Here is a 24158-nt window from a genome sequence, read left to right as displayed (position 1 = left end):
CTGTTGCGTTGAGATTGAAAATCAACCCCTAGTCATTGGGGACGTCCCCAATGACCACATGAAAGCGCCCCCAGGCGGATGTGCTTGAGGGCGCTTCTTGCTTGACTAGCTTTCGATATAGTCCTTCAGCTTGCTCGAACGGCTGGGGTGGCGGAGCTTGGCCAAGGTCTTGGACTCGATCTGGCGGATACGCTCGCGCGTGACGCCAAACTCGCGGCCGACTTCCTCGAGCGTACGGGGATGTCCGTCGACAAGGCCAAAGCGCAGCTCGATAACCTTGCGCTCACGATCGGCAAGCGAGTCGAGCACCTGAGTGAGCTGCTCCTGCAGCATGGAGAAGCTGGCGGCATCGGGCGGAACGATTGCCTGGGAGTCCTCGATGAAGTCGCCCAGCTGGGAATCCTCTTCCTCGCCGATGGGGGTCTCGAGCGACACGGGCTCCTGCGAGATCTTCTGGATCTCGCGGACGCGGTCGGCGCTCATGTCCATCTCGGCACCGATCTCCTCGGGGGTCGGGTCGCGACCCAGGTCCTGAAGGAGCTGGCGCTGCACGCGGACGAGCTTGTTGATAGTCTCGACCATATGCACGGGAATACGGATGGTACGGGCCTGGTCGGCGATAGCGCGCGTAATGGCCTGACGGATCCACCACGTGGCGTACGTGGAGAACTTGAAGCCCTTCTGGTAGTCGAACTTCTCGACGGCGCGAATCAGACCGAGGTTGCCCTCTTGGATCAGGTCCAGGAACAGCATGCCGCGGCCGACATAGCGCTTGGCGATGGAGACAACCAGACGCAGGTTTGCGCTGATGAGTGCCTGCTTGGCTTCGAGGCCCACGTTCTCAATGCGCGTAAGACGACGCATCTCGGCACGCGTGAGCTCGAGCTCACCGGCATCGGCGGCCTCGAGCTTCTCGGTGGCCTCGAGACCGGCCTCGATCTTCATGGCCAGATCGACCTCTTCGGAGGCGGTCAGCAGGTCGACCTTGCCGATCTCCTTGAGGTACATACGAACCGGATCGCCGGTCAGCATCACCGTGGAGGCATCGATGCCACGCACGCGGGAGCGTGAACGGGACGTGCGCACGGTGCGCTTCTTCTTGCTCTTGGAAGAACCCATCTCGGCGTCGGCCTGACGGGCCATCTTGAGCTCGTGATCGTCGAGCGAGCCGGAATCGTGCTCGTCGTCGTCATCGAAATCGTCGGTATCGGTATCGTTATCGTCATCGTCGACGTCCATGGGGGCGTCGTCGTTACCGCTCGCGGAGATAATCTGGATGCCGCTGTTGCGCAGCGCGGAATACACCGCGGTGAGCTGCTCGTCAGAAACATCGATATCCTTCAGGGCGACCTGAATCTCGTCCTCGGTTACCGAAGTCCTGTTTGAGCCGTTGCCCATGAGCTTTGCAACGTAGGATTCCAGCCCAGTACCCGTGCTCTCAGTCTTTTTTGGCACAGATTCTCCCTTCATAGTCCACAGGACTCAATACTTTAGCACACACATTGACGTCTATACCCAAAAAGAGGACTGGATATAGGCAAGAATACGCTGGTTGACCACAACATCTAGGCCTGTTCGGTGCCTGCGGCCTCCAGACCGATCAAACGGAACGGGTCCGCCACGCCGCCGATCGACTTTTGCAGTTCGCGTTGACGCTGCGAATCCTGCGCGGCCTGCACGGTCAGCGCGCGACGGGCCTCATCGTCGAGCGAACGGTCCTGGCGCAGCTTGGCCTGTGCGGCACGCATGCGGCGCTTGATGGTGTAGAGCTCGAGCGTATCGAGCATAAACACGATGTTCGTCTCGGTGGGGTGCTTGCTCGTCGCCGAGATGCGCCCGGCACTCACAAGCGTTGCCGCCTCGGGACACACCGAGCGCGCCGCATCCATGCAGGCTGCAGGATCGGTTCCCGGCGGAGTTGCCAGAACGGCCCATGCGATGGACTCGTGACGTGGGTCAACCCACTCGATAGAGCAGATGCGGTCGGCATACGTGCGGAACAGGTCGGGGTAGCTCGTGAGCATGGTCAGCAGCTCACGCTCCCCTGCCAAGGACTTACGCTCAAGATCAGTAAGAACCATCGGCGCCGCCGCAGCCGGAGCGCCCGAACCATCAGTCACAGGTGCAGCACCCATACCATCAGGCACGTCGATCGGCGGCAGGTCGTCGACGACCTCCACGGGCGCGGCACCGTAGGCATCGAGCGGGACATAGTCGTACGGCTCTTCCTCGACCGGCGCCGCTACTGCCGGCGTCGCGCCCGACGCCCAAGCACCGCGACCGGCATCGCGAGAACCCGACGCCCGACCGCCCGTCCCGCCGGACCGCTCAGCCTGTGCCCGCTGGCGCTCAAAGCTCTGCTCACGACGTCGTTCCGCATCCTCGCGCTTGGCGACATCGCGAAACACACGGCCCGAGCTCGCACGCACGGTCTCCAAATCCAAACCCAGCAGATCGGCAATCTGGATAAAGTACGTATCGATCATATAGCTGTCACGAAGCGGATAGATGAGCGTGAGCGCATCCTCCAGCGCCTTGGCGCGACCGCCCGGCGTGGTGATGTCGCTCGACTCCTGCAGCGAACGGTACACGAAGTCCATGAGCGGCTCGGCGGCGTCAATGCGTTTCTGCAGCTCCTCTCCGCCGTGGGCCGTGATGAACTCCATGGGATCGTTGCCGTCAGGCAGCACCACGCAGCGCAGGTCCATCGAATCCTGCTCGATAAACTGAATCGCGCGACGGGCGGCCTTCTGGCCCGCGGCATCGCCGTCAAACATATACACGATGCGCTTGGCAAAGCGGGTGAGCGTCTTGACGTGATGCTCCGTGAGCGCGGTGCCCAGCGTAGCGACAACGTTTTTAATCCCCGCCTCCCAACAGGCGATGCAGTCGGTATAGCCCTCTACCACGATGGCGGTATCCTGCGCGACGATAAACTCCTTGGCCCAATTAAAGCCGTAGAGGTTTCGCTTTTTATGAAACACGCTCGTCTCGGCGGTGTTGAGGTACTTGGGTTGGCCGTCACCCATGATGCGACCGCCAAAGGCGATGTTGTGACCCTGCTCGTCAAAGATGGGGAACATCACGCGGTCGTAGAAGCGGTCGGCAAGCTGCCCGCGCCCTCGACTCACGGCAACGTTGGCGTCGATCATCTCCTGCGGAGTAAAGCCCGCCTGCGACAGATGAGCCACCAGCATATTACGACCCGGCGCAAAGCCCAGGCAGTAGCGGCGGCAGACGTCGCCACCCATGCCGCGGCTGGCAAAGTACTCACGTGGACGGCCATCCTTACCGCGCATAAGCATGGTGTGGTAGAACTGGGCGGTCTCGGCACACAGATCGTAGATGCGGGCACGCTTGGTACCGCGCTCGCGGCGATCTCCGGTGTCGTGCAGCTCAATACCTGCACGATCGGCCAAATAACGGATTGACTCGGGAAAGCTCAGGTTTTCGCGCTTCATGATATAGGTGAAGACGTCGCCGCCTTCGCCGCAGCCAAAGCAGTGCCAGACCTGCGTAGCGGGGATAATGTGGAAAGAAGGCGTCTTTTCGCCATGGAAGGGGCAGCAACCCCAAAACTCATGGCCGCGGGGCTTGAGCTCAACCGTTTCCTGCACGATGGCAACTAAGTCGGACGCAGCGCGTACCTGGTCTTTTTCCTCATCGCTAATCACGGATACTCACCCCCTGCTCGCCCAAGTTGTGACGAATATCCTCGATATTACCCTCGACGGTCGAGATCAACTCATCCAGCGATTCGAACACACGCGAGGGACGCAGCCAGCGCGTAAACGCCAGCGAAACGGAAGCGCCGTACAGGTCGCCCGTATAACCAATTAAGTTAGCCTCGAGATGCGATGAAGCGGCATCGTCGGCATACGTCGGCGGCAGGCCGACGTTAACGGCAGCAGGCCATACGGTGTCATCGACGAGCACCAGGCCCTCATACACGCCATCGGCAGGCACCTGAATTCCGTCGGGAACCTGCAGGTTTGCCGTGGGAAAGCCCATACCAGAGCCCTCGTGACGGCCACGAATAACACCGCCGCGCAGCATATACGGGCGACCGAGCAACTCAGCAGCCAGCTCCACATGGCCCTGTCCCAGCTCATGACGAATGCGGGTGGCGCAAATGGCCTCACCGCCCTCGCAAAGCAGGTCGTGACCATACACGTCAACGCCGCGCTCGGAACCCCAGACGCGCATCTCGGCAACACCAGAAGCACCGCCACGACCCAGCCTAAAGTCGCTGCCAACGCGAATCGAACGAATGTCGACCACGCGTGACAGCAGAGCGAAAAAACCGACATGGTCGAGTGCCGCAACCTCAGGCGTAAAGGGAACGGCCACCACCGCATCGACCCCGGTCTGAGCCAAGGCATGTAGACGGTCGGCCGTCGTCATCAATTTTTGAGCGGGCGAAGGACTCACCACAACGTCCGGATCGGGATCGAAAGTGACCACGACCGCCTTGCAGCCATGGGCGCGCGCATCGCTAACAAGCGCCGCAATGAGCTCCTGGTGACCACGGTGAACGCCGTCGAACACGCCGATGGCGATCGAGGCAGCACCCAAGTGCTCGCACTCATCAAACGCATCGGCAGTGACGATGCGAGCCTCGTCCGACTCGCCTTCAAAAAAGATACGCGCAAGCTCGCGAGCGGACAACATCATCGAACACCGCCGATTGCCTGCGGAAACACGTGCTCCATGACAAAGCGGCCACTTTCGATGCGGGCGAGCGCCTTGAGTCCCCCATCGAGCACCAGCGCAAAAGGCGACTTCGAGGTATCGAAATCGGCAAGCGCACGCTCAACGGGAATGCGTCGACCGCAGAGCAGATCGTCGGCAAGATTGCCCGGCAAGTCAACACGCGTGGCGCCCAGGGCCGCAATGGGATCCAGGGCAAAGCCGGGCGCGGACTCGGGAGAAAGCTCCTCGACCGCATGACAGGCGCCAATGGAAACAACACCGGAGGCCGTGCGGCGCAGCGCGGAAATGTGCGCGGCGCTCTCGCAGGCGCGGCCCAAGTCGCGAGCGAGCGCACGGATATAGGTGCCCTTGCTCACCGAGAACGCCACGGTCCACACACACGTATCACCTTCGCCGCCCACGGCGATCAGGTCGGCGGCATAGACCTCGACGGGGCGCGGAGGTAGGTCCACCGCATTGCCCTCACGAGCAGACTTGTAGGCGCGAACGCCATTGACCGAGATAGCCGAAAACGCCGGCGGCACCTGCATCTGCGGACCCAGCATAGCGGCCAGGCGCTCACGGGCATAGGCAGGATCGCGGAGCTCGTTGGCAACAGCCACCGTGCGGACCGCCTCGCCCTCCGCATCATCGGTATTGGTCTCGGCGCCAAACGAGATGTCGGCGACATAGCTTTTGGTATCGAGCGTGAGCATGCCCAGCAGACGGGTGGCCTGGCCCACACCCACCACCATGACACCCGATGCCATGGGGTCGAGCGTGCCGGCATGGCCGACGCGCCGCTCATGGAGGGCGCGCCGGCATTGCGAAACCACATCGTGGGACGTGCAGCCCACCGGCTTATCGACGGCGAGCAGCATATTCAGTTGAGAAGGCGTACGACGAGCCATGTACCATCCAAAAAGTTAAAGCTCGACGGTCACCGAAGCGGGATCCTCCCCTACCAGTTCGGCCAGCATGGGAAGTGCCACGGTGAGCGTCTCGAGAATCGTTCCGTTGTTGGAGAAACCGGCGGCAGCAGGATGTCCGCCTCCGCCAAAGGCAGCAGCGATCTCGGACACGTTGAGGTCACCCTTGGAGCGCAGGTTGCCGCGCACCTTGGTATCGCCCTCAATGCCCTTCAGGAACAGGCAGACCTCGACGCCCATCACCGAGCGCACCACGTCAACCAGACCGTCGCACTCATCCGAGGTGACACCGCACGCCTCAAGGTCACTCTGGTACGCGTAGCTATACGCGACGCGCCCGTGGGCCACCGTCTTAATGCGGCCCATAACGATGGACTTGAGGTGCAAAAACTCAACGCGCATGCTCTGGTAGACCTCGAGTGCCACACGCGCCGGATCGGCACCGTGGGCAACCAGACGCGAGGCTGCATGGAACGCGGCGGCGTCGGCGTTTTGGTACTGAAAACGGCCGGTATCGGTAACCAAGCCACACAGCAGGCAGGTTGCAACGCCATCACGTGCGACAATGCCGCAATTGTCCAAGAAGCGGTCGATGATCATGGCGCAGGCTGCAGCTTCGACGCGCCTCAGGCTGAGCTCGGCAAACTCCTCGCGCGCCGGATGGTGATCGAAGCACACCACATGCTTGGAGCGACGAAGCACCTCGGCGGAATTATTGAGACGCTCTACGACCGGTACGTCCACCGAGATGAACAGGTCAGGATTGCCGGTGTACGCAGATGCCGGCACCAGGCGATCGGAGCCTTCCATAAAGCGGTAGATACGCGGAACCGGGTCATCGTCTGCCAACAGCAGCGCAATGTCCTTGTTGGGGAAAAACTTCATGAGCGAAAGGCCCAGACCCAACACGGAGCCCAAGGCATCGCCATCGGGAGAAGTATGTCCCGAAATCGCAATGGAGGACGCACCCTCGATGAGCTCGAGGATGCGTCGCTGAATATCTGCAGACTCGCACGAGGCGAGGTCGGCGGAATTAGTCATCTAAAGCTGCCTCCTGGGCGGCATCCGCTATCGGATAGCCGTCCTCGTCCTTTTCGATCGCAAGCGTGGCGGGAACGTTTTCCAGCGCACGCGTGATGCGCTCGGCCTCATCGGTCGAGCGATCGATGCGAAAATCGAGCTCGGGCGTAACACGCCAATCGAGCGAGCGAGCCAACAGGCTGCGAATACGGCCCTTAGCGCTTGCGAGCGCCTCCATGACCTCGTCGTAGCGGCTCGCGTCGCACGACACGTACACGCGCGCGAACGAACGGTCCACCGCGACCTCGACCGCGGTCAGGGTGACCAGGTCGAGACGCGGATCGGAAACCTCAAAGAGCAGGATATAACCGAGCTTCTCGCGAAGCTGCTCGCCCAAACGGCGGGTTGCCTGCGTTTGCTTCATAGCGCTACCCCCTACTCGGTACGGGCAACCTGATCGATGCGGTAGCCCTCAATGGTGTCGCCAGGCTTGATGTCCTGGAAGTTCTCCAGGCCAATACCGCCCTCGGAGCCGCTCTTAAGGCTCTTGGCCTCGTCCTTGTAGTGGCGCATCGAGGCGATTTTACCGTTGAAGACCACGATACCGTCGCGCACCAGGCGCACGGAATCGGTCGCGGCGATCTCGCCCTCTTCGACGCGGACACCGGCGGCGATACCGACCTTGGGCACCTTGAAGGTGTCCAGAACGGTCGCGGTGCCCGTGGAAACCTCGACCTCGGTGGGCTTGAGCATGCCGATACGGGCTGCGTCGAGGTCCTCGAGGCACTTGTAGATGACGTCGTAGCAACGGATCTCGACGCCCTCGCGCTCGGCGGCGGAGCGGGCCTTGCCGTCGGGACGGACGCCAAAGCCGATGATGATGGCGTTGGAGGCGTCGGCCAGAACGACGTCGGTCTCGTTGATGGCGCCAACGGCGGAGTGGATCGTGTTGATGCGCACCTCGGACTGGTCCATCTTGTCGAGGGAGTCCTGAAGGGCCTCGATAGAACCCTGGACGTCGGCCTTGATGATCAGGTTGAGTTCCTTGACCTCGGCGTCGGCGATGGTCTCAAAGAGGTTCTCGAGCGTCACATGCTTCACGCGGCTCTGCTCCTCGATGCGGGCCTTGAGCGAACGCTCGTCGGCCAGGGCGCGAGCCTCGCGCTCGTCCTCGAACACGCGGAACTCATCGCCGGCGTTGGGGACGGACTGCAGGCCCAGGATCTCGACGGCGTCGGAGGGACCGGCCTCGGTGACGGCGTTGCCCTTGGGGTCGAGCATGGCGCGGACGCGGCCGTAGGTAAGGCCGGCGACCAGCGTATCGCCCACGTGCAGAGTACCGCGGGTCACGAGCACCGTGGCAACCGAGCCGCGGCCCTTGTCGAGCTTAGCCTCGAGGACGTTGCCCGAAGCGAACGTATCGGGGTTGGCCTTGAGCTCGAGCACGTCGGCCTGGAGTAGGACGGTCTCGAGCAGGTCGTCGATACCGATCTTCTGCTTGGCCGAGATATTGACGAACATGTTCTGTCCGCCCCACTCCTCGGGGATGATGCCGTACTCGGTGAGCTCCTGGCGCACGCGGTCGGGGTTGGCACCCGGCTTATCGATCTTGTTGACGGCGACGACAATGGGAACACCGGCGGCCTTGGCGTGGTTGATCGACTCGATGGTCTGGGGCATGACGCCGTCGTCGGCAGCCACGATCAGAATGACGATGTCGGTCACCTTGGCGCCGCGGGCACGCATGGCCGTAAAGGTGGCATGGCCCGGGGTATCGATGAAGGTGATCTTGCGGTCGTTGATCATAACCTGCGAAGCACCGATTGCCTGGGTAATGCCGCCTGCCTCGCCGGCAGCGACGCCGGTGTGACGGATGGCGTCGAGCAGCGAAGTCTTGCCGTGGTCGACGTGGCCCATGACGGTGACGACCGGGGCACGCGGCTTAAGGTCGGCGGGATCGTCGTAGAACGAGAAGGTGTTCTCCTCTTCGGGGGTGATGATCTTGATCTGGCGGCCCAGGTCGTCGGCAACGAGCTCGACGAGGTCGTCAGACATGGACTGTGTCATGGTGAGCGGCGTGCCCAACAGGAACAGGCGCTTGATGATGTCGTTGGCCGGAACGTCAAGTGCCTCGGCGAGTTCCTGGACGGTAACGCCCTGGGAGACCTTGATGGCGTCGAGCTCCTCGGGGTTCACGCCCTGGGCCAGCGCCTCCTCTATCTTGCGCTCCTCCTGAGCCTTGGCAGCCTCGCGCTCGCGCTTCTCCTTGCGCTTCTTGCGGCGACCGGTGGACTCGCGAGAGGCCTCCTCGACGGCGGCACGGGCCTCCTCGAGCACCTTCTCGCGGCTGTACTCCTCGGCCTCGCGAGCCATACGGCTGTAGTGGTCCTCTTCGTTGTTGTGACCGCCCTTGCGCTTCTTGCCCTTGCCCTGCTTATCAGGGTTGGGGAAGTCCATGCCAGCAGCGACGTTGTTGCTGGCGTTGGTGCGATGGCTGTGCGGACGGCTCTCGGAGGCGTTGCGCTCGGAGTTGCTGTCGGAGGCGTTACGATCGTTGCGACGGCCACCGCGGCGGTCGTTGTTGCCGCCACGACGGTTACCGCGCTCGGCGGCGCGCTCGGCCTTGGCCTTGTCCTCGGCGTCCTTCTTCTCCTTGAGCACGGTCTCCTGTGCGGCGATCTGGTCGAGCAGCGAACGGAAGCGCGAACCGGAGTCGGAAGCGGGAACGGCGCGGCGCTGGGCCTCGCGGGCAGCCTCCTCCTTCTCGCGGGCAAGGCGCTCCTGCTCGGCCTTCTTCTTGGCCTCGGCCTCGGCGCGGGCAGCCTCCTCGGCAGCCTGGGCTGCGGCAAACTGGCGGCGCTCCTCCTCGCGGGCCTTCTCGGCGGCGATGCGCTCGCGCTCGGCCTCGGCAGCGCGTGCGGCTTCCTCGGCGGCAGCCGCCTGCTCCTCGGCCTGCTTGGCGGCCTCGACTTCCTGAGCGCGGGCCTCGATCACCGAGGCGAGCTGCTTGCGGACCATGGCGACATAGGCGTCCTCCAAGGTGGAGGAAGCGGACTTAGCGGGAATCTTCATATCGGCGAGATGACCCATCAGTTCCTTGGAGGTCATGCCGAACTCTTTGGCCAAGGTGGACACACGGACTTTTGCCATATGACTTCACCTACCCTTTCTGGCACCTTGGGTGCCTAGAGACTGAACGAGCGTGGGAGACGCGCCGGGGCCCGCCCGGCGCGACCGCGCGCTAGATCAGGTCCTCCGCATCATCGAAGGCGTCGGTGTCGTGGACACCGCAGAAACGGGAGCCGGGACGAGCCTGGTTGCGGCACTGGATGCCGTCCTCGGACACATACTCGCAGCGGCGGACATCCTCGTCCTCCTCGTCACCGATCAGGTCGGCGGCGGGCTCCTCGTGAACGGGAACGTTCTTGAGGATGTCGGCGGCAAGCGTCTCGGACTTGATGTCGATGTGCCAGCCGGTCAGGCGCGCAGCGAGGCGGGCGTTCTGGCCTTCCTTGCCGATGGCGAGGGACAGCTGGTCGTCGGGGACGATGACGCCGGCGTAGGCCTTCTCCTCGTCGATGAGGACGCGGGTGACCTTAGCGGGCGACAGGGCGTTGGCGACGTAGACGGCAGGATCGGCATCCCACAGGATGACGTCGACGCGCTCGCCACGGAGCTCGCCCACGACAGCGCGAACACGGCTGCCCTTGGGGCCGACGCAGGCACCCACGGGATCCAGACGGTCGTCGAGCGAGTGGACGGCAACCTTGGAACGCTGGCCGGGCTCGCGGGCGATTGACTTGATCTGGACGGTGCCCTCATAGATCTCGGGCACCTCCTGCTCAAACAGACGACGCATGAGCTCGGGGTGGGTACGGGAGATGACAATCGGCGGACGGCTGTGCTCGCCACGAACCGGCTGCAGGTTGGAGTTGGGGTCGCGAACGTCGATGATCACGGCCTTGATGTGCTGATTGTGCAGGTAGCGCTCGCCCATCGGACGCTCGTTGCGCTCGTTCTCGTAACGACGCTGATCGAAGTGCGGCAGCTCGGCCTCGACGCCTTCGCGAATCTTGACGATCGTGAAGTCGGGCGTGGACTGCAGCACGGTACCGCTGATGAGGTCACCGATGCGGCCGGAGAACTCCTCGTAGATCTGCTCGCGGGCGGAGTTACGCACGATGGCGTTGATCTCGGCCTTGGCGTGCTGGGCAGCGATGCGGCTCGTGTTCTTGGGGGTGACGTCGATCTCCTCGAACTCGGTGAAGTTGCCCTCCTCGTCCATGGAATCGTCGATCGGCTCCAGGCGGTAGACGTAGATCTTGCCGGTGGTGCGGTCGATGGTCACCTTAGCGCCCCACTCAAGATGCAGGATCTCGGCATAGCTCTTGGCGAGCGACTGCTCCAGGCGGTCGATCAGGTAGAGCTGGTCGATGTGCTTCTCCTGGCAAAGCTCCATCAGGGCGGACATCATGTCGGATGCTGCCATCTTACTTTCCTTCCTTCGCGGGCTTGAAGTCGTAGGTGGGCTTCAACTTGCACTTTTTAACATCAGAGAAATCGAGGGTGACGGAATCGCCGTCCTCGAGCTCGAGGGTAACGTCGGTCTCGGTCGCGGCGACAATCTTGCCGGTGTACTTGCGACGGCCCTCGGTGGCGGTGGAGGTGAGCTCACAGTCCTCGCCCACAAAGCGGGCAAAGTCGCGCGGACGGCGCAGGGGGCGTGCCATGCCCGGGCTCGACACCTCGAGCGTATAGCTCGAAGAGATGGGGTCGAGCTCCTCAATCACGTCGCCGACCCACTTGGTATTGGCCGTGACGTCGTTGAGCGACAGGCTCTGACCCTCGGCACCCTCGATACGTACGCGCACGCAGGGGGCCTTGGTGGCGCCCACGAGCTCAACGTCGACGATGTCGACATCGTGCTGGGGAGCGACGGCCTCGAGCGCGTCGATGATCGCCTGCTCGGTCTTGGTCTTGACCATTGCGGCACCTCCATCCATACAAAAAAGAAGCGGGGCCGAAACCCCACTTCTTTCAATTACAACTTCATTTGCAAGCAAACTATACCAATAGCTGCGAAAACGTGCAAGCACAGTACGAATCTGCAGGTCAGCGTGCGCACAGCTTCTCCACAAGAATAGGACAATTGACCGCAAGCACTTGGTCGGGTACACGCAAGACGAGGGGCGACCCAGCCGGATCGTCCCTCGTCTTTAATGTGTCAGCTAAGCGCGCAGCGCTTACTTGACCACCAGGTTGACCAGCTTGCCGGGCACGCAGATGGCCTTGACGACCGTCTTGCCCTCAAGCCACTTGGCAACGGCGGCCTCGGCGGCAGCCTGCATCTCCTCGTTGGAGGCGTCACGGGCGACGTCGATGCGGCCACGGACCTTGCCGAGCACCTGTACGACAATCTGCACCGTGTCCTCGATGGACTCGGCCAGGTCAAACTCGGGCCAGGCGGCGGTATAGGCGTTGCCCTCGCAGCCGAGCGCCTCATGCCACAGCTCATCGGCCCAGAACGGGCAGATGGGGGCAAGGACGCTCACGATATCCTTGGCCACGCCGTAACACAGGGCCTTGTCACGGGAAGCGCCCTCAGTAGCGTTGAGGTAGGCGCTCGCGGCATTGACGAGTTCCATGACGGCCGAGATCGCGGTGTTGAACTGGCCGCGGTCAAAGTCCTCGGTGCACTTGGCAATGGTGCGGTGACGCTCGCGATAGAGCTTCATCGCGGCCTCGTCGAGCGCGGACTTGTCAAAGGCCACGTTGGCGTCACCGGACTGGACGAGCTGCCACACGATACGCCAGGCGCGCTTAATGAAGCGGTTGGCGCCCTCGACGGCCTTGGGATCCCAGTCGAAGTCCTTCTCGGGCGGGGCGATAAACAGGATCGCCAGACGCATGGTGTCGGCACCGTAGGGTTCAATGACCGAGCTCGGGGGCACGACGTTGCCCTTGGACTTGGACATGGTGTCGCCGTTCTCGTCCTTGACCATGCCCTGGCACAGCAGGTTGGTGAAGGGCTCGTCAACGCTCAGCAGGCCCAGATCGCGCAGCGCCTTGGTAAAGAAGCGGCTGTAGAGCAGGTGCAAAATGGCGTGCTCGATGCCGCCGATGTAGTTATCGACGGGCATCCAACGGTCGGCAGCCTCACGGGAGAAGGGCAGCTCGGTGTTGTGCGGGTCGGTATAGCGCAGGTAATACCAACTGGAGCAGGTAAAGGTGTCCATGGTATCGGTCTCACGCTTGGCCGGGCGACCGCAGACCGGGCAGGTGGTCTCGTAGAACTCCTTGCACTCGGCGAGGGTCTCGCCGGCACCCAGGTCCAGGTTCTCGGGCAGCGTCACCGGCAGCTGGTCCTCGGGCACGGGCACGATGCCGCAGTGCTCGCAGTGGATGGCCGGGATGGGGTTGCCCCAATAACGCTGACGGCTGATGAGCCAGTCGCGCAGACGGAACTCGACCTTGCGACGGCCGCAGCCCATGGCCTCGAGGTCGGCCACGATGGCAGCCTCGCCCTCAGAGTGCTTGCCGCCGCGCATGCCGGTGTACTTGCCCGACTGGACCAGCGTGCCCTCGGCAGCGTGGGCGCAATCCCAGTCGACGGTCTCGGCATGGAAGGTGTCGATGGTCTCGCCGCTAGCCTCGACGGCAGCGCGATCCTCATCGTCCAGGATGATCGGCACGATCGGCAGGTCGTACTTGCGGGCGAACTCAAAGTCGCGCTGGTCGCCGCAGGGAACGGCCATGACGGCACCGGTGCCGTAGTCGGCAACGACATAGTCGGCAACCCACACGGGGATCTTCTCGCCGTTGACGGGGTTTACCACGTAGCGGCCCGTAAAGGCGCCGTGCTTCTCGAGGGTACCCTGGGCGCGCTCGACGGCAGAGATATGCTTGGAGTCCTCGACGATCTTGGTGACGGCCTCCTCGTACTGAGTGCCCTCGACGAGCTCGTGCAGGCGCGCGTACTCGGGAGACAGGACAAAGAAGGAAACGCCAAAGAGCGTGTCGGCGCGCGTGGTGAAGACGGTGATCTTACCCTCGTCGCCCTCGATGGGCTCGCCATCGGCGTCGCACAGGGTAAAGTCAACCTCGGCGCCCTCGGAGCGGCCGATCCAGTTGGCCTGCATCTGCTTGACGCGCTCGGGCCAGCCGGGGAGCTTCTCCAGGTCATCGAGCAGCTCCTGGGAGTAGTCGGTGATCTTGTAGTACCACTGCTCGAGGTCACGCTTCTCGGGCTCGGTGCCGCAACGCCAGCACTTGCCCTCGGTTACCTGCTCGTTGGCCAAAACGGTCTTGCAGGTGGGGCACCAGTTGACCGGGTTCTTCTTGCGGTAGACCAGACCCTTTTCCCACATCTTTTCAAAGATCCACTGACCCCAGCGATAGTAGTCGGGGCTACAGGTCTTAACGGTACGATCCAGATCGTAGGAGAAGCCCATGCGCCTCATCGTGGCGAGCGCCTGGTCCATGTTCTTATACGTCCAGGCGGCAGCCTGCGTATTGTGCTTGATGGCAGCGTTCTCGGCGGGCAGGCCAAAGGCGTCAAAGCCGATGGGGTGCAGCACGTCAAAGCCGCGCATGCGGGCCTGACGGGCCATGGCATCGCCGATGGTGTAGTTGCGCGCGTGGCCCATGTGCAGGTCGCCCGACGGATACGGGAACATCTCGAGCACGTACTTCTTGGGCTTGCTGGCGTCGGTGTCGACGGCAAAGAGGTTGGAGTCCTCCCAGGCCTTCATCCACTTGGACTCAATGGCCTGTGCGTCATAGGCAGGGATCTCGTCCTTATGATCTGTGCAATCGCACATATCAGCTCCTTTAATCTTAGCTGGGGTCGATCGGCTTAGCTTGATTCGCTACTGCGGACAGTCCTGCGCAAGACGAAGAGCACATTAAGTGCTCTTCTTTGCGTGCGGAACTTGTAGCGAACAAAGTCAAGCCGCCCGACCCTAAGGTTAACTCGCACGATGATAGCAAATACGACAAGCGAGATGCCTGCGACTTGCAGGCATCTCGCTTTATCTAAATAACGTGGTTGAGGCTCAACCTTTATGTGCAGGTCTTATCTTATCGATACGTTACGCTCTGTTGGGAGTCCTTGACTACGACGTCGTGAGCTCCGCCTTCGACGATCGAGGTCGAGGAGACCAGGGTCAGGCGTGCCTTTTCCTGGAGCTCGGGGATCGAGAGGGCACCGCAGTTGCACATCGTGGACTTGACCTTGTAGAGCGTGCCGCCCACGCCGTCCTTGAGGGAGCCGGCGTAGGGAACGTAGGAGTCGACGCCCTCGACGAAGCTGAGCTTCGCGGCGCCGCCCAGGTCGTAGCGCTGCCAGTTGCGGGCACGCGCAGAACCCTCGCCCCAGTACTCCTTCATGTACTGACCGTTGACGTTGACGCGCTCGGTCGGGCTCTCGTCGAAGCGGGCGAAGTAGCGGCCCAGCATCATAAAGTCGGCACCCATGGCAAGGGCGAGCGTCATGTGGTAGTCGTAGACGATGCCGCCGTCGGAGCACACGGGCACGTAGACACCGGTCTCCTCGTAGTACTCGTCACGGGCGCGGCAGACGTCGATCAACGCGGTGGCCTGGCCACGACCGATACCCTTGGTCTCGCGGGTAATGCAGATGGAACCGCCGCCGATACCGACCTTGATGAAGTCGGCACCGCAGTCGGCCAGGAAGCGGAAGCCCTCGGCGTCGACGACGTTACCGGCACCGACCTTGACGTCCTCACCATAGTTGGCGCGAATCCACTCGATGGTGCGCTTCTGCCACTCGCTGAAGCCCTCGGAGGAGTCGATGCACAGAACGTCGGCACCGGCCTCGATGAGCAGAGGCACGCGCTCGGCATAGTCGCGGGTGTTGATACCGGCACCGACCATGTAGCGCTTGTCGTTATCGAGCAGCTCGTTAGGATTGGTCTTGTGGCTGTCGTAGTCCTTGCGGAAGACGATGCCCATAAGGTGATCGTTGTCGTCGACGATAGGCAGAGCGTTGAGCTTGTTGTCCCAGATGACGTCGTTGGCAACCTTGAGGCTGATGTTCTTGTCGCCCACGATGAGCTGCTCACGCGGGGTCATGAACTCGGAGACCTTCGTCTGGTGGTCATCGCGACTGGGGCGATAGTCACGGCTGGTGACGATGCCCAGGAGCTTGCCCTTGGGAGTGCCGTCGTCGGTAACCGGCATGGTGGAGTGGCCGGTCTTCTCCTTGAGCTCAATGACCTGCTCCATGGTCATGTCGGGGGTCAGCGTGGAATCGGACTGAACGAAGCCGGCCTTGTGATCCTTGACGGCCTTGACCATAGCGGCCTCGGACTCGGCGCTCTGGGAACCGTAAATGAAGGACAGGCCACCCTCGGTAGCGAGCGCGACACCCATGTCGACGCCCGAGACGGACTGCATGATAGCGGAAACCATGGGGATGTTCAGGGTGATTGCCGGCTTCTCACCGCGCTTAAAGCGGGTCAGCGGCGTCTTAAGAGAGACGTTGTTGGGGATGCACTGCGAGGACGAGTAACCAGGGACCAGCAGATACTCCGAAAACGTGTGGGACTCACCGGGAAAGAACGTAGCCATGTTTCTCCTTTTTCCATGCGACCGGTCGGCTGCAGGCCTCGTAGGACCCAGCCCAACCTTGGGCGCCCAATACTGGGGAAGTATCTTAACGCACTTTGACTGCTACAATGCATGATTTAAGAAGAGCACACGAGGGCTTGACGCAGGCTTTGCGTTTGCCCAGCAAACACTTTAGCGGGGAGACGTGGAGCGTATGAAGTACAAGACGACGGCAAAGTTGGTCATTCAAGCGTGCGACAAGGATCTGCCGGGCGTCTTCGGCCACGGCTGTGTCTTGCTGCTGCAAGGTATCGCCCGCGAGCACTCGCTCAACCGCGCCGCCAAGAGCATGGGCATGGCCTATTCCAAAGCGTGGCGTATTGTAAACGAGGCCGAAGGACAGCTGGACTGCAAGCTCATCGAGCGCGACGGCGCCCGCGGATCCACGCTCACGCCGGCCGGCGAGCGAGCCATAGCGGTCTACGAGGAGCTGCAGGCCGACATCAACCAGGTCATCGCCACTAAAGCCGACGCCCTCATCGCCAGCATCAAAGAGTAGCCAATTTGGGACGGGGCTTTTTTAGCTACCCATCCAGAGCATTCTTGACTCATAGCCAAAATTGACATTGGGTAGCTAAAAAAGCCCCGTCCCAAATTGGCTACTTGCGGAGGGCATTGTCTAGGGTGGCGGCCACGATCAAGGGGTCGTCGGTGCCGGCGAAGAGGCGAATGGTGCTCCCCTGCTTACCGCGTGGGGCCGAAAGGCGCGTCGTTGCGCCGCCGGCGGGCGATGTACGAAACTCCCTCGGCAAAGCATCGAACAGGTCATCCGCACTACGCTCGATAAGGTCAAATTCAACTGCCGGGCCAAAGCCGTGCTCGAGGATTCCCGTTGCAACCGCATAGTCGGGATGCGAGTTCAGTCCGGGATAGCGAACGTTGCGCACCATCTCGTTGGCGGCCAAATACTCGGCCAACGCACGGGCGCGATCGAAGTGCGCCTGCATGCGGGCATCGAGCGAGGAAAGCCCGCGCTCCAGCACGTGGGCCTCTTCGGTAGAAAGGTCGAGTGCCAAAGCACCGCAGCCCGCAAACGACGTATGCGCGCACTCGGCAGCGGCATCCACACGATGGCGCTTGAGCTGCGAGCGCGCCACCGAAGCAGCAACGAGCTTGCGCGGAGCCTTACCTGCGCAAACACGGTCGAGCGCCTCAAGCGACAGGACGGCACCCAAGCGCAGCAAATCGCAGCCAAAAGCCGACGCCACGGTGTTGTCCACAACCAGCAGCGCATGAGCCTCACGAGCCGCGCGACCTAACGCACGAAGATCGGAGACGCGCAGACCAAACCCGCCGATGGAGTTGACGAACCACCACAGGTGCGGCCCCTCGGCATCAAACGAAGCATCAAAGCCCTCGGACGCAGCAGCAAACGCCGCAACCGACGGCTCGCCCACCATAGCCACGTCGCAGGCATCAAAGCCGCGCGCAAACGCATCGGCAAAGTCATCGGCAAACGCAACCAGGCGGTCACCGGGGCGCACAATCCCCAATTGCGACAACGCTGCTGGCACATGCGAGGCCGCGAGCAACCGCGCTTCACGCGCGCCGGTCCTCAAAGCCCAGGCCTCTTCTAGCTGCTGTACGCCCATGCGGTACCGTCCCTTCAAAACAAAAACCCACGATGCGGGTGTTCCCCGCATCGTGGGCAACGGCTGCAGTATAGCGCCGATAGGCGACTGAACGCCTAAATGTTGAGCGCGCGGTAGATCACGTAAGCCTAGACATTCATCAGCTGATGGCCGAGCTTGAGCGTCTTTAAACCGCTCTCCCCCTCCACGCCATCGAGCGTATTGAGCAACATATTAGTCGCCTCGACGCCGCTGGTCAGGTAGCCGTAATGCACGGTGGGAATGCCGCCCGTCAGCGCGCGCAAAAATGCGTTGTCGCCAAAACCGCTCACGCGACGCACACCCTCGCCCATGCCGCGAACCTCGTCAAGAGCGCGCAGGACGCCGGCCGCCATAGTATCGGTCGCGCAAGCGATAAACGAAACATCGGGATCGACGGAGAGCAGTTCGCGTGCAGCGCGATAGCCCGAGTCGAGCGTAAAGGACCCCTGGCAAATCAGGCTCGGATCAAGTGCCACGCCCGCGGCGCGCAAGCCGGCCTCAAAACCACGACAACGGTCATAACCGGCGGCACGGTCTTCCTCGGTAACTCCGATGTAGGCGATCTTGCCCTCAGCACGCTTCGCGAGTGCCTGACCCAGCTCGAAAGCGGCCTCGTAATCGTCGTGATAGACGCACGCCGCGCCCTCGACATGTTGGCCGATCAACACAATGGGCACACGGCACGACTCAATCGCCCGGCGATGCTCGCCGGTAATCATAGTTGCCACCAGCACAATGCCATCGACCGGATGGTTTTGGAATAAACCGAGGTATTCGAGCTCGCGATCGGGGACGTTATCGGTATTGGCAAGAAGCATCTGGTAGCCGCGGCGGCCAAGCACCTGCCCGATGCCCGCCGTAATGCGGCTCACCGACTCGGAATTAATCTTAGGCACGATGACGCCGATGAGCTTGGTGGAACCGGTTCGCAGCGCGCGAGCCTGGCTGGATCGCACGTATCCGGTCAGCTCAATCGCCTGCTTAATGCGCTCGGCCTTGTCCGCCGAGATATACCCACCATTGAGGTAGCGCGAGACGGCGGCGCTCGAAACGCCCGCCAGCTCGGCCACATCTTTCATCTTTACCACGAGCACCCCTGTCGTTGAAATCGCTTTCACCATGATACCCGTGCGGAGCTACATGCGTGTCGCAAGACGGGACGTCACGGTCAATTTAGCTGTCGCAGCACGGGCATCGCAGGGCTTCAACTAGAAACTTCGAAATATAAATGCCGAATCAGTCAGACTACCGATTCGGCACCCCGTTACATTTGCACACAGCGGCAGGCAAAATCCAACTCGAGAACAACTTACTCACTTTGGAAAGATGCATCGCTGTCCGCTGCCAATTCCGAAGGAAGAATTGCCGGCAGCGTCAAAGCCCCCATGGGCGAAAGTCCAGTAACGACCATCAGATAGCTCTTAGCGTGACCATACGCCATGGAAATCGCATTAGAGAGAAGATAACGGCGCGCTTCATCGTCTGAAATGTCGAACGGCATTTTTGTTGACACCGAAATAGCAACCGTCACATCAGCGCGCATTTTTTCCTTTGCATCGTCCCTATCAATCAGACTGCCACACACATACAGCTTTAAGTCTGCACGCTCGCCCGCCTTGTTCCTCAATAGATGGACGTCCTGATAGCTAACGTCAACTTTTAAATCCATATTCTGGGAGGGCTCATTCTCGATATGAAAAGTTGAGTCGACAACAAACAAATGAACAACCTGAATAGGCGCAATGAAATCCTTGCTCATGCAGCCAAACCTCCCGGAATCATCTCAAAGTTCAATCGTTTCGCCGAGCAGTCGCTGTTAAATGAAGACCATTGTTCTCGGACAGAATTATTAGACGAAGAAAACGGCGCCTCATTCGAATAACTGGAAATGACCTGAGGAATGATTTTGATACCCAACGCAAGCTCAAACTTTGCGATTGTTTTCAGCGTCATGTTGGGCTGAGAATTCAACAATTTCGAAAGCGACTGAAGACTCACGCCCATACGCTTTGCCAGCTCACTTTTACTCAAGCCCGAGCGCTGCATCTCGCGATGAACAATAAACTCAATATCTAGTGCGTGCTCATAGGCACGGGTTTCGCTCGTTTCCGTTTGCGCGTAAAAGTCTGATAAATCGACCTTAACCATTACAAGTCTCCGTTTCGTAAGCGGGCAAAAAAGCCGACGCTATGACTCCAAAAGCTGCTTTGCTATCGGGGCCAACTGTTTTGCGCGTTTAATTTCTTTGGAAATATTTCCCGAGCCTTGATGGCCCTTAAACCAAAAAAGCAAAACAATCTTGTCCACGCCTTGGCAAATCGCGTAGACCATTTCTCGATTAACCCCATCAAAACCCTTGAGTTCGTATAGTCCAATCTTAGGCTCGATACATCGAAGCTTTGACGTTCCAGTGACATCCTTTAGCCCGTAATCATAGATTTTTGAAATCTGATTGATCATTTTACGGGCGGTAAACTTCGTTTTAGGATCAGACATCATCTTCTGAAATTGAGAGTTCTCAGGAGAGGTGGTTAGTTCCCAAAAAGGTCGTCCCTCGGGATCAGCATATTCGACAAGTTCATAGTCACTAACCAAAGGCCACCCCCTCCGCCTCAGATAAAACCAAATGTGGTTAACTTATAGGTTAAGTTTAGTCAAATTCAAATACAGGGCAAGCCCCAAGCCGAGTTCAAGCAATCTGCATTATTAGCTCAGAAAAATGTGGGAAAGAAGCGGCAGAAACTACATTGGCAAATAAGGCCCCCGCGAAGTGCCCGAACTTTTATGGTGACCAACAAAATACCTAGGAAGACGAGGGCAAGGCACGCAACCGCCCAATCACCGTGGCCGGTCTTAGGGAGCGCGGCGGCTTGCGTTGTTGCGGGCTTGGTCTTTTTGGTGGTCTTGGTCGCAGGCGTCTTGATAGACGCGGGCGCGGGCTTGGCGTCCGACTTGGGCGACGAATCAGGCGTGGGGGGCGGGTTTTCACTGGGCTTGGTCTCATCACCGGGCTTTTCTTCGCTACCGGGCTTTGTATCCCCCGCGGGATTGCCACCGGTGGGCTCATCGATACCGGGCTGGGTCTTCCCCGCCGGCGGCTGGGCGCCTGTGGGTTCAATTACCACATGCTGAGCAACGACCCCACTGACGTCAATCACGCTGGAGCTACCAAAGGCCCCGCCCGTCGGCGACACAAACAGTGCAGACGTAAGCGAGCCGCTCTTGCAGGCAACGCCCGCGCTGGCGCCGGTCGCATCCACCCAATGGGCATCCACGACAAACCGGCCATCGGAGGCGTACACGCCAAAGAAGCGGCAGTCCTCGCCCGATCCGCCGCTAGCAGCAACAACGCGTGCGCCGCCCAGCCGGGGCCCGAGACACCCGGCTCGTCGTAGGTCTGCCCCGCGATGGTAAGGCCATCCGCACCCACAGCATAAGAAGGCCCGCCCAGCAAAACGCATAGGCAGGCCAGGCGAGTCTCGAAGAAGCGCGAGACGGCCTCATGCTGGAGCTGCCGCATCACGTATAGCCAACGAAGCGTGGGCGGGACGCCACCAATGGGCAACGTCCCGCCCGCTCTGCGCAATCTCATGCGCATCCAACTTGTAGAGTAAATTCATCGCACGCGTCGATTACGACCCCAATATTTCCTTAGGAAACACACTCGATAAATCGTTAACACCCATAGCGAAAAGCACCTTTGCGCTGGCATCGTTGCTGAGCTCGTCGCTCAACTTAAGTGCATCAAGCAGTATATTTCGTCGTAACATCTTATAGTCATCCTCAGTCAGCACTAGCTCAAGATCGCTTAAAACCCCTACTAGATTAACATCGCGAGACGGAGACACCCTCGCGCAGAACAGACGCTCGTCATGCGCGCAGATGTTTCGAAAATCTTTGATGTGATCGTATGCGAGCCTTAGCCTTCGGGGGCTGATGCGCTTATCGACTTCATGCGTCTCGGAATAGAGATCGGAAAACGACTTGGCAATGGAATTTCTCATGCTTTCTGGCTGAAACTCGTAGAACTTGAATGCCTGACCAAGCATCAAATAATTCATAAGAATCCATACCGGCGTATTGTCATGATTATTTTCATAATGACGAATGTAGTCCCTTTTATAATCACTATTCCATTTTTTAGACCTACATAGCACCTTCTCGAAATCACCGATAAGCGTGTCGATCTTTTTTCGATAGCCGGCATCAGCACGATAGGAATCTCTATCAAGGTATGCTTCTGGGTTATCTTTATGAGCCATGGCAAACCGATAAGAGCAGACGGTCTTAAGAACTGCTTCCGCCTTGTTAAAGTGCTCAAACATGAGCAAACGCAATGAACGGTCAAATTCGAATAAACGATATATATCAGAAAACTTCGTACCTTTCACGAATAGCTCGTGACAAGAATCTCCACGCTGGTCGAGAAATAAATCCTTGTAGCCGTTAATAACCGGATAGTATCCCTCGCGCTCCAAAACTAAACGAGTATTGTTATCGCATTCGAGTCCACGGCCTTCAAGAATAGCAATCTGCTCATCAATAGATTTAAATGGTTTATCCATTTGGACCCCTTAAACGCGAAAACCGCCTTTCGGCGGTTCCCACGGACCAAGCCGGACGTACCGTCGCAAGGCCTCATCACAACGACTACTTTAAGGGAGAACTCGGGGCCCGTCAATCCGATATCACCAATCTGAGCGAGACCGACATACGCCAGCGCTGCGAGGTCGGCCGATAGCAAAAAATGGGCACCGAAATCGGCGCTATCAATCAGGCGCCACAGCAAAAGAGCACCGAAGTCCACGTTAGCTCCGGTACTCAAACGCGTCATCGGCGGTGTCGCATCGCGATATTAAGCAATGCTCGAACAGGCAGCTGCTCAGGAAGGCAGCCTCCGTCTAGTCATTCGCAACATGCCAGCGAATAAACCAGTTGGAATCACTCGAGAGCTCACCAAGTAACTTCTGCTCGAGAGTAGCATCATCAAATTTCCCCTCCTTGCATAAGCGTACAAGCTTAAATGCAACATTAGGGGAAACATCGTGTAACGATTGAAACGCCAAATCGCTAAAAGAGCCCGCTTCCCATCTACGATAGCCTGCAGCAATGCTTGCAAGCAATATTGCACGCACAGCAGAGTCCTCACTAAGCAAAATGCTCGAACAGATTGCAGAAACGACGTCACAGTACCGATCGCAGATAGAATTACAAACAATCAACTGCTCAAGCACTTCCAAATACGCACGCTGACCGGAGGCAGTAAGTGTTTCAAATTTTATGCCAAGCGTTAGGAACTCTATGTCCTTTGCAAGGCCAGCAACCACTTTTAGGGCCAAACATCTTACAGACCATGCACACGAATCCATTGAAGCAGGATCTCTAAATTCCGGGGCTTTTGGCCACTCATCTGGAAGTTCAGAAATCAAATCCGTCCAACCGTCTGGCAGAGCTTTTCCATCACGCACACAACAGCATGCAAACTTGTTTAATACGGTCATAGCCTCTCCTACAGAGCAAGGTAATCCCTGATATGTCGGAAGCTCTTTAAGACAGTGTTCCAGAACGCGAGACAGGGATGCGCTAAATGACTCTGAAGAATCATCATCGAGCGACCGACATAGCAGAGAAGAAGGACGAACGGAAAATCCAGAGCGAAAATCAGAACGATTATTCGAATCGAATTGCGTACGCAATTCATTGATACAAGCCGTCTCCGTATTGCATGAAGGAGATTTGTTGTCAGAATAACAACCCTGCTCAACAGCGGAAAGGCGCTCCACTTGCTCCTCACTCAGAATAGAATAGCCGCAACGTTTCCCAACACCTCCGAATACGCCAGCGGAGAAATTATATTTGAGCAGTTCGTCAGAATTCGATTTAAGGCTACGACCCAATTGATTAACGAGTTCATTATCAATTTTGTCTAAATCCATTCCGCCAACAACGTCCGAAACATCAGAAGCGTCGGTATATAAATGTTGGTCGACAATCTGGCAAAGTAAATTAACAAGTGACTTCTCATCAACCCTCATCTTGATCATATCTATCGCTTTGATCCACTTTGATGCAGATTGTCGAAAATCATTTACAACGCTTAACGCACTCCAAGCATCGCGAATAGTATCATCCGAAAAATAAGGCGCGCATTCCTTAATGACGACGGCTCTCGTACTCGGACGATATGCCTGTACCGTCAAAGAAGTCAGACGCCACAGTTCCTCGGCACACGACGGAAGGTAGGACCCTTGATTCTCATCTTCATTGCAACAGA

Annotated in this window: 20 protein-coding genes; 1 reads left to right on the top strand and 19 read right to left on the bottom strand. The window is 59.4% G+C overall.

Translation table 11 applies throughout. From position 1 onward, the window contains the following. Positions 1-105: 105 nt before the first annotated feature. The 11 genes from rpoD to DW850_RS09190 all read right to left on the bottom strand — a co-directional run bounded on the left by rpoD (position 106) and on the right by DW850_RS09190 (position 16232). On the bottom strand, positions 106-1455 hold the full coding sequence (rpoD, locus tag DW850_RS09240) for an RNA polymerase sigma factor RpoD (protein WP_055286388.1): 1350 nt from the start codon (positions 1453-1455) through the stop codon (positions 106-108). Between the two features lie 110 nt (positions 1456-1565). Further along, on the bottom strand, positions 1566-3674 hold the full coding sequence (dnaG, locus tag DW850_RS09235) for a DNA primase (RefSeq protein ID WP_117786892.1): 2109 nt from the start codon (positions 3672-3674) through the stop codon (positions 1566-1568). After that, positions 3667-4674, bottom strand: coding sequence for a riboflavin biosynthesis protein RibF (gene ribF / locus DW850_RS09230; protein ID WP_233540657.1), 1008 nt, complete (start codon positions 4672-4674; stop codon positions 3667-3669). The genes dnaG and ribF overlap by 8 nt, the downstream gene beginning before the upstream one ends. After that, a complete protein-coding gene (gene truB / locus DW850_RS09225) occupies positions 4671-5603 on the bottom strand; it encodes a tRNA pseudouridine(55) synthase TruB (protein WP_117786891.1) in 933 nt (310 codons plus the stop codon). Before truB ends, ribF begins: the two co-directional genes overlap by 4 nt. A 15-nt stretch (positions 5604-5618) precedes the next feature. Next, complete coding sequence (locus DW850_RS09220; RefSeq protein WP_099431635.1) at positions 5619-6662, bottom strand: bifunctional oligoribonuclease/PAP phosphatase NrnA; 1044 nt, start codon at positions 6660-6662, stop codon at positions 5619-5621. Continuing rightward, positions 6655-7065 (bottom strand): 30S ribosome-binding factor RbfA, encoded by a 411-nt coding sequence (gene rbfA, locus DW850_RS09215; RefSeq protein ID WP_006234038.1) that lies wholly within the window; start codon positions 7063-7065, stop codon positions 6655-6657. Before rbfA ends, DW850_RS09220 begins: the two co-directional genes overlap by 8 nt. A gap of 11 nt (positions 7066-7076) precedes the next feature. Beyond that, entirely contained in the window at positions 7077-9791 is a 2715-nt protein-coding gene (gene infB / locus DW850_RS09210) for a translation initiation factor IF-2 (protein ID WP_117583415.1), read from the bottom strand. A gap of 91 nt (positions 9792-9882) precedes the next feature. Next, the gene (gene nusA / locus DW850_RS09205; RefSeq protein WP_006234042.1) at positions 9883-11130 is read right to left on the bottom strand and encodes a transcription termination factor NusA; all 1248 of its coding nucleotides are present in this window, start codon (positions 11128-11130) and stop codon (positions 9883-9885) included. 1 nt (position 11131) lies between these two features. Continuing rightward, complete coding sequence (rimP, locus tag DW850_RS09200) at positions 11132-11626, bottom strand: ribosome maturation factor RimP (RefSeq protein WP_117583414.1); 495 nt, start codon at positions 11624-11626, stop codon at positions 11132-11134. 258 nt (positions 11627-11884) lie between these two features. After that, positions 11885-14461, bottom strand: a complete 2577-nt coding sequence (gene leuS, locus DW850_RS09195; protein ID WP_117786890.1) for a leucine--tRNA ligase — start codon at positions 14459-14461, stop codon at positions 11885-11887. Positions 14462-14720: 259 nt separating this feature from the next. Continuing rightward, the gene (locus DW850_RS09190) at positions 14721-16232 is read right to left on the bottom strand and encodes an IMP dehydrogenase (protein WP_117583412.1); all 1512 of its coding nucleotides are present in this window, start codon (positions 16230-16232) and stop codon (positions 14721-14723) included. Positions 16233-16425: 193 nt separating this feature from the next. Between DW850_RS09190 and DW850_RS09185 the strand changes: the two genes are divergently transcribed. Beyond that, a complete protein-coding gene (locus DW850_RS09185) occupies positions 16426-16770 on the top strand; it encodes a winged helix-turn-helix domain-containing protein (protein WP_117583411.1) in 345 nt (114 codons plus the stop codon). A 100-nt stretch (positions 16771-16870) separates the two neighbouring features. Here the strand turns inward: DW850_RS09185 and DW850_RS09180 are convergent, their stop codons facing one another. From DW850_RS09180 to DW850_RS10135, 8 genes are all read right to left on the bottom strand, one after another. Then, complete coding sequence (locus tag DW850_RS09180; protein WP_158556487.1) at positions 16871-17863, bottom strand: PLP-dependent transferase; 993 nt, start codon at positions 17861-17863, stop codon at positions 16871-16873. A gap of 128 nt (positions 17864-17991) precedes the next feature. Further along, a complete protein-coding gene (locus tag DW850_RS09175) occupies positions 17992-18963 on the bottom strand; it encodes a LacI family DNA-binding transcriptional regulator (protein WP_233540658.1) in 972 nt (323 codons plus the stop codon). A 230-nt stretch (positions 18964-19193) separates the two neighbouring features. Then, positions 19194-19643, bottom strand: a complete 450-nt coding sequence (locus tag DW850_RS09170) for a hypothetical protein (protein ID WP_055251170.1) — start codon at positions 19641-19643, stop codon at positions 19194-19196. Continuing rightward, positions 19640-20032, bottom strand: coding sequence for a helix-turn-helix transcriptional regulator (locus tag DW850_RS09165; protein WP_117786888.1), 393 nt, complete (start codon positions 20030-20032; stop codon positions 19640-19642). The genes DW850_RS09170 and DW850_RS09165 overlap by 4 nt, the downstream gene beginning before the upstream one ends. Positions 20033-20071: 39 nt before the next feature. Further along, positions 20072-20479, bottom strand: a complete 408-nt coding sequence (locus tag DW850_RS09160; protein ID WP_117786887.1) for a hypothetical protein — start codon at positions 20477-20479, stop codon at positions 20072-20074. Positions 20480-20595: 116 nt separating this feature from the next. Continuing rightward, positions 20596-21159, bottom strand: coding sequence for a hypothetical protein (locus DW850_RS09155; RefSeq protein WP_147349612.1), 564 nt, complete (start codon positions 21157-21159; stop codon positions 20596-20598). A gap of 357 nt (positions 21160-21516) precedes the next feature. After that, positions 21517-22449, bottom strand: coding sequence for an Abi family protein (locus DW850_RS09150; RefSeq protein WP_117786885.1), 933 nt, complete (start codon positions 22447-22449; stop codon positions 21517-21519). 336 nt (positions 22450-22785) lie between these two features. Then, the coding region (locus DW850_RS10135; protein WP_233540656.1) for a hypothetical protein at positions 22786-24158 on the bottom strand (1373 nt) is incomplete at its 5' end.

The sequence above is a fragment of the Collinsella sp. AM36-4AA genome, assembly GCF_003467795.1.
Lineage (GTDB): Bacteria > Actinomycetota > Coriobacteriia > Coriobacteriales > Coriobacteriaceae > Collinsella.
This window is presented reverse-complemented; position numbering and strand designations above follow the sequence as displayed.

Coding starts and splice junctions, on each gene's coding strand:
- ribF (WP_233540657.1), bottom strand. CDS start 4,674: ATGATGTTGTCCGCTCGCGAGCTTGCGCGTATCTTTTTTGAAGGCGAG.
- truB (WP_117786891.1), bottom strand. CDS start 5,603: ATGGCTCGTCGTACGCCTTCTCAACTGAATATGCTGCTCGCCGTCGAT.
- DW850_RS09220 (WP_099431635.1), bottom strand. CDS start 6,662: ATGACTAATTCCGCCGACCTCGCCTCGTGCGAGTCTGCAGATATTCAG.
- rbfA (WP_006234038.1), bottom strand. CDS start 7,065: ATGAAGCAAACGCAGGCAACCCGCCGTTTGGGCGAGCAGCTTCGCGAG.
- infB (WP_117583415.1), bottom strand. CDS start 9,791: ATGGCAAAAGTCCGTGTGTCCACCTTGGCCAAAGAGTTCGGCATGACC.
- nusA (WP_006234042.1), bottom strand. CDS start 11,130: ATGGCAGCATCCGACATGATGTCCGCCCTGATGGAGCTTTGCCAGGAG.
- rimP (WP_117583414.1), bottom strand. CDS start 11,626: ATGGTCAAGACCAAGACCGAGCAGGCGATCATCGACGCGCTCGAGGCC.
- leuS (WP_117786890.1), bottom strand. CDS start 14,461: ATGTGCGATTGCACAGATCATAAGGACGAGATCCCTGCCTATGACGCA.
- DW850_RS09190 (WP_117583412.1), bottom strand. CDS start 16,232: ATGGCTACGTTCTTTCCCGGTGAGTCCCACACGTTTTCGGAGTATCTG.
- DW850_RS09185 (WP_117583411.1), top strand. CDS start 16,426: ATGAAGTACAAGACGACGGCAAAGTTGGTCATTCAAGCGTGCGACAAG.
- DW850_RS09180 (WP_158556487.1), bottom strand. CDS start 17,863: ATGGGCGTACAGCAGCTAGAAGAGGCCTGGGCTTTGAGGACCGGCGCG.
- DW850_RS09175 (WP_233540658.1), bottom strand. CDS start 18,963: ATGAAAGATGTGGCCGAGCTGGCGGGCGTTTCGAGCGCCGCCGTCTCG.
- DW850_RS09170 (WP_055251170.1), bottom strand. CDS start 19,643: ATGAGCAAGGATTTCATTGCGCCTATTCAGGTTGTTCATTTGTTTGTT.
- DW850_RS09165 (WP_117786888.1), bottom strand. CDS start 20,032: ATGGTTAAGGTCGATTTATCAGACTTTTACGCGCAAACGGAAACGAGC.
- DW850_RS09150 (WP_117786885.1), bottom strand. CDS start 22,449: ATGGATAAACCATTTAAATCTATTGATGAGCAGATTGCTATTCTTGAA.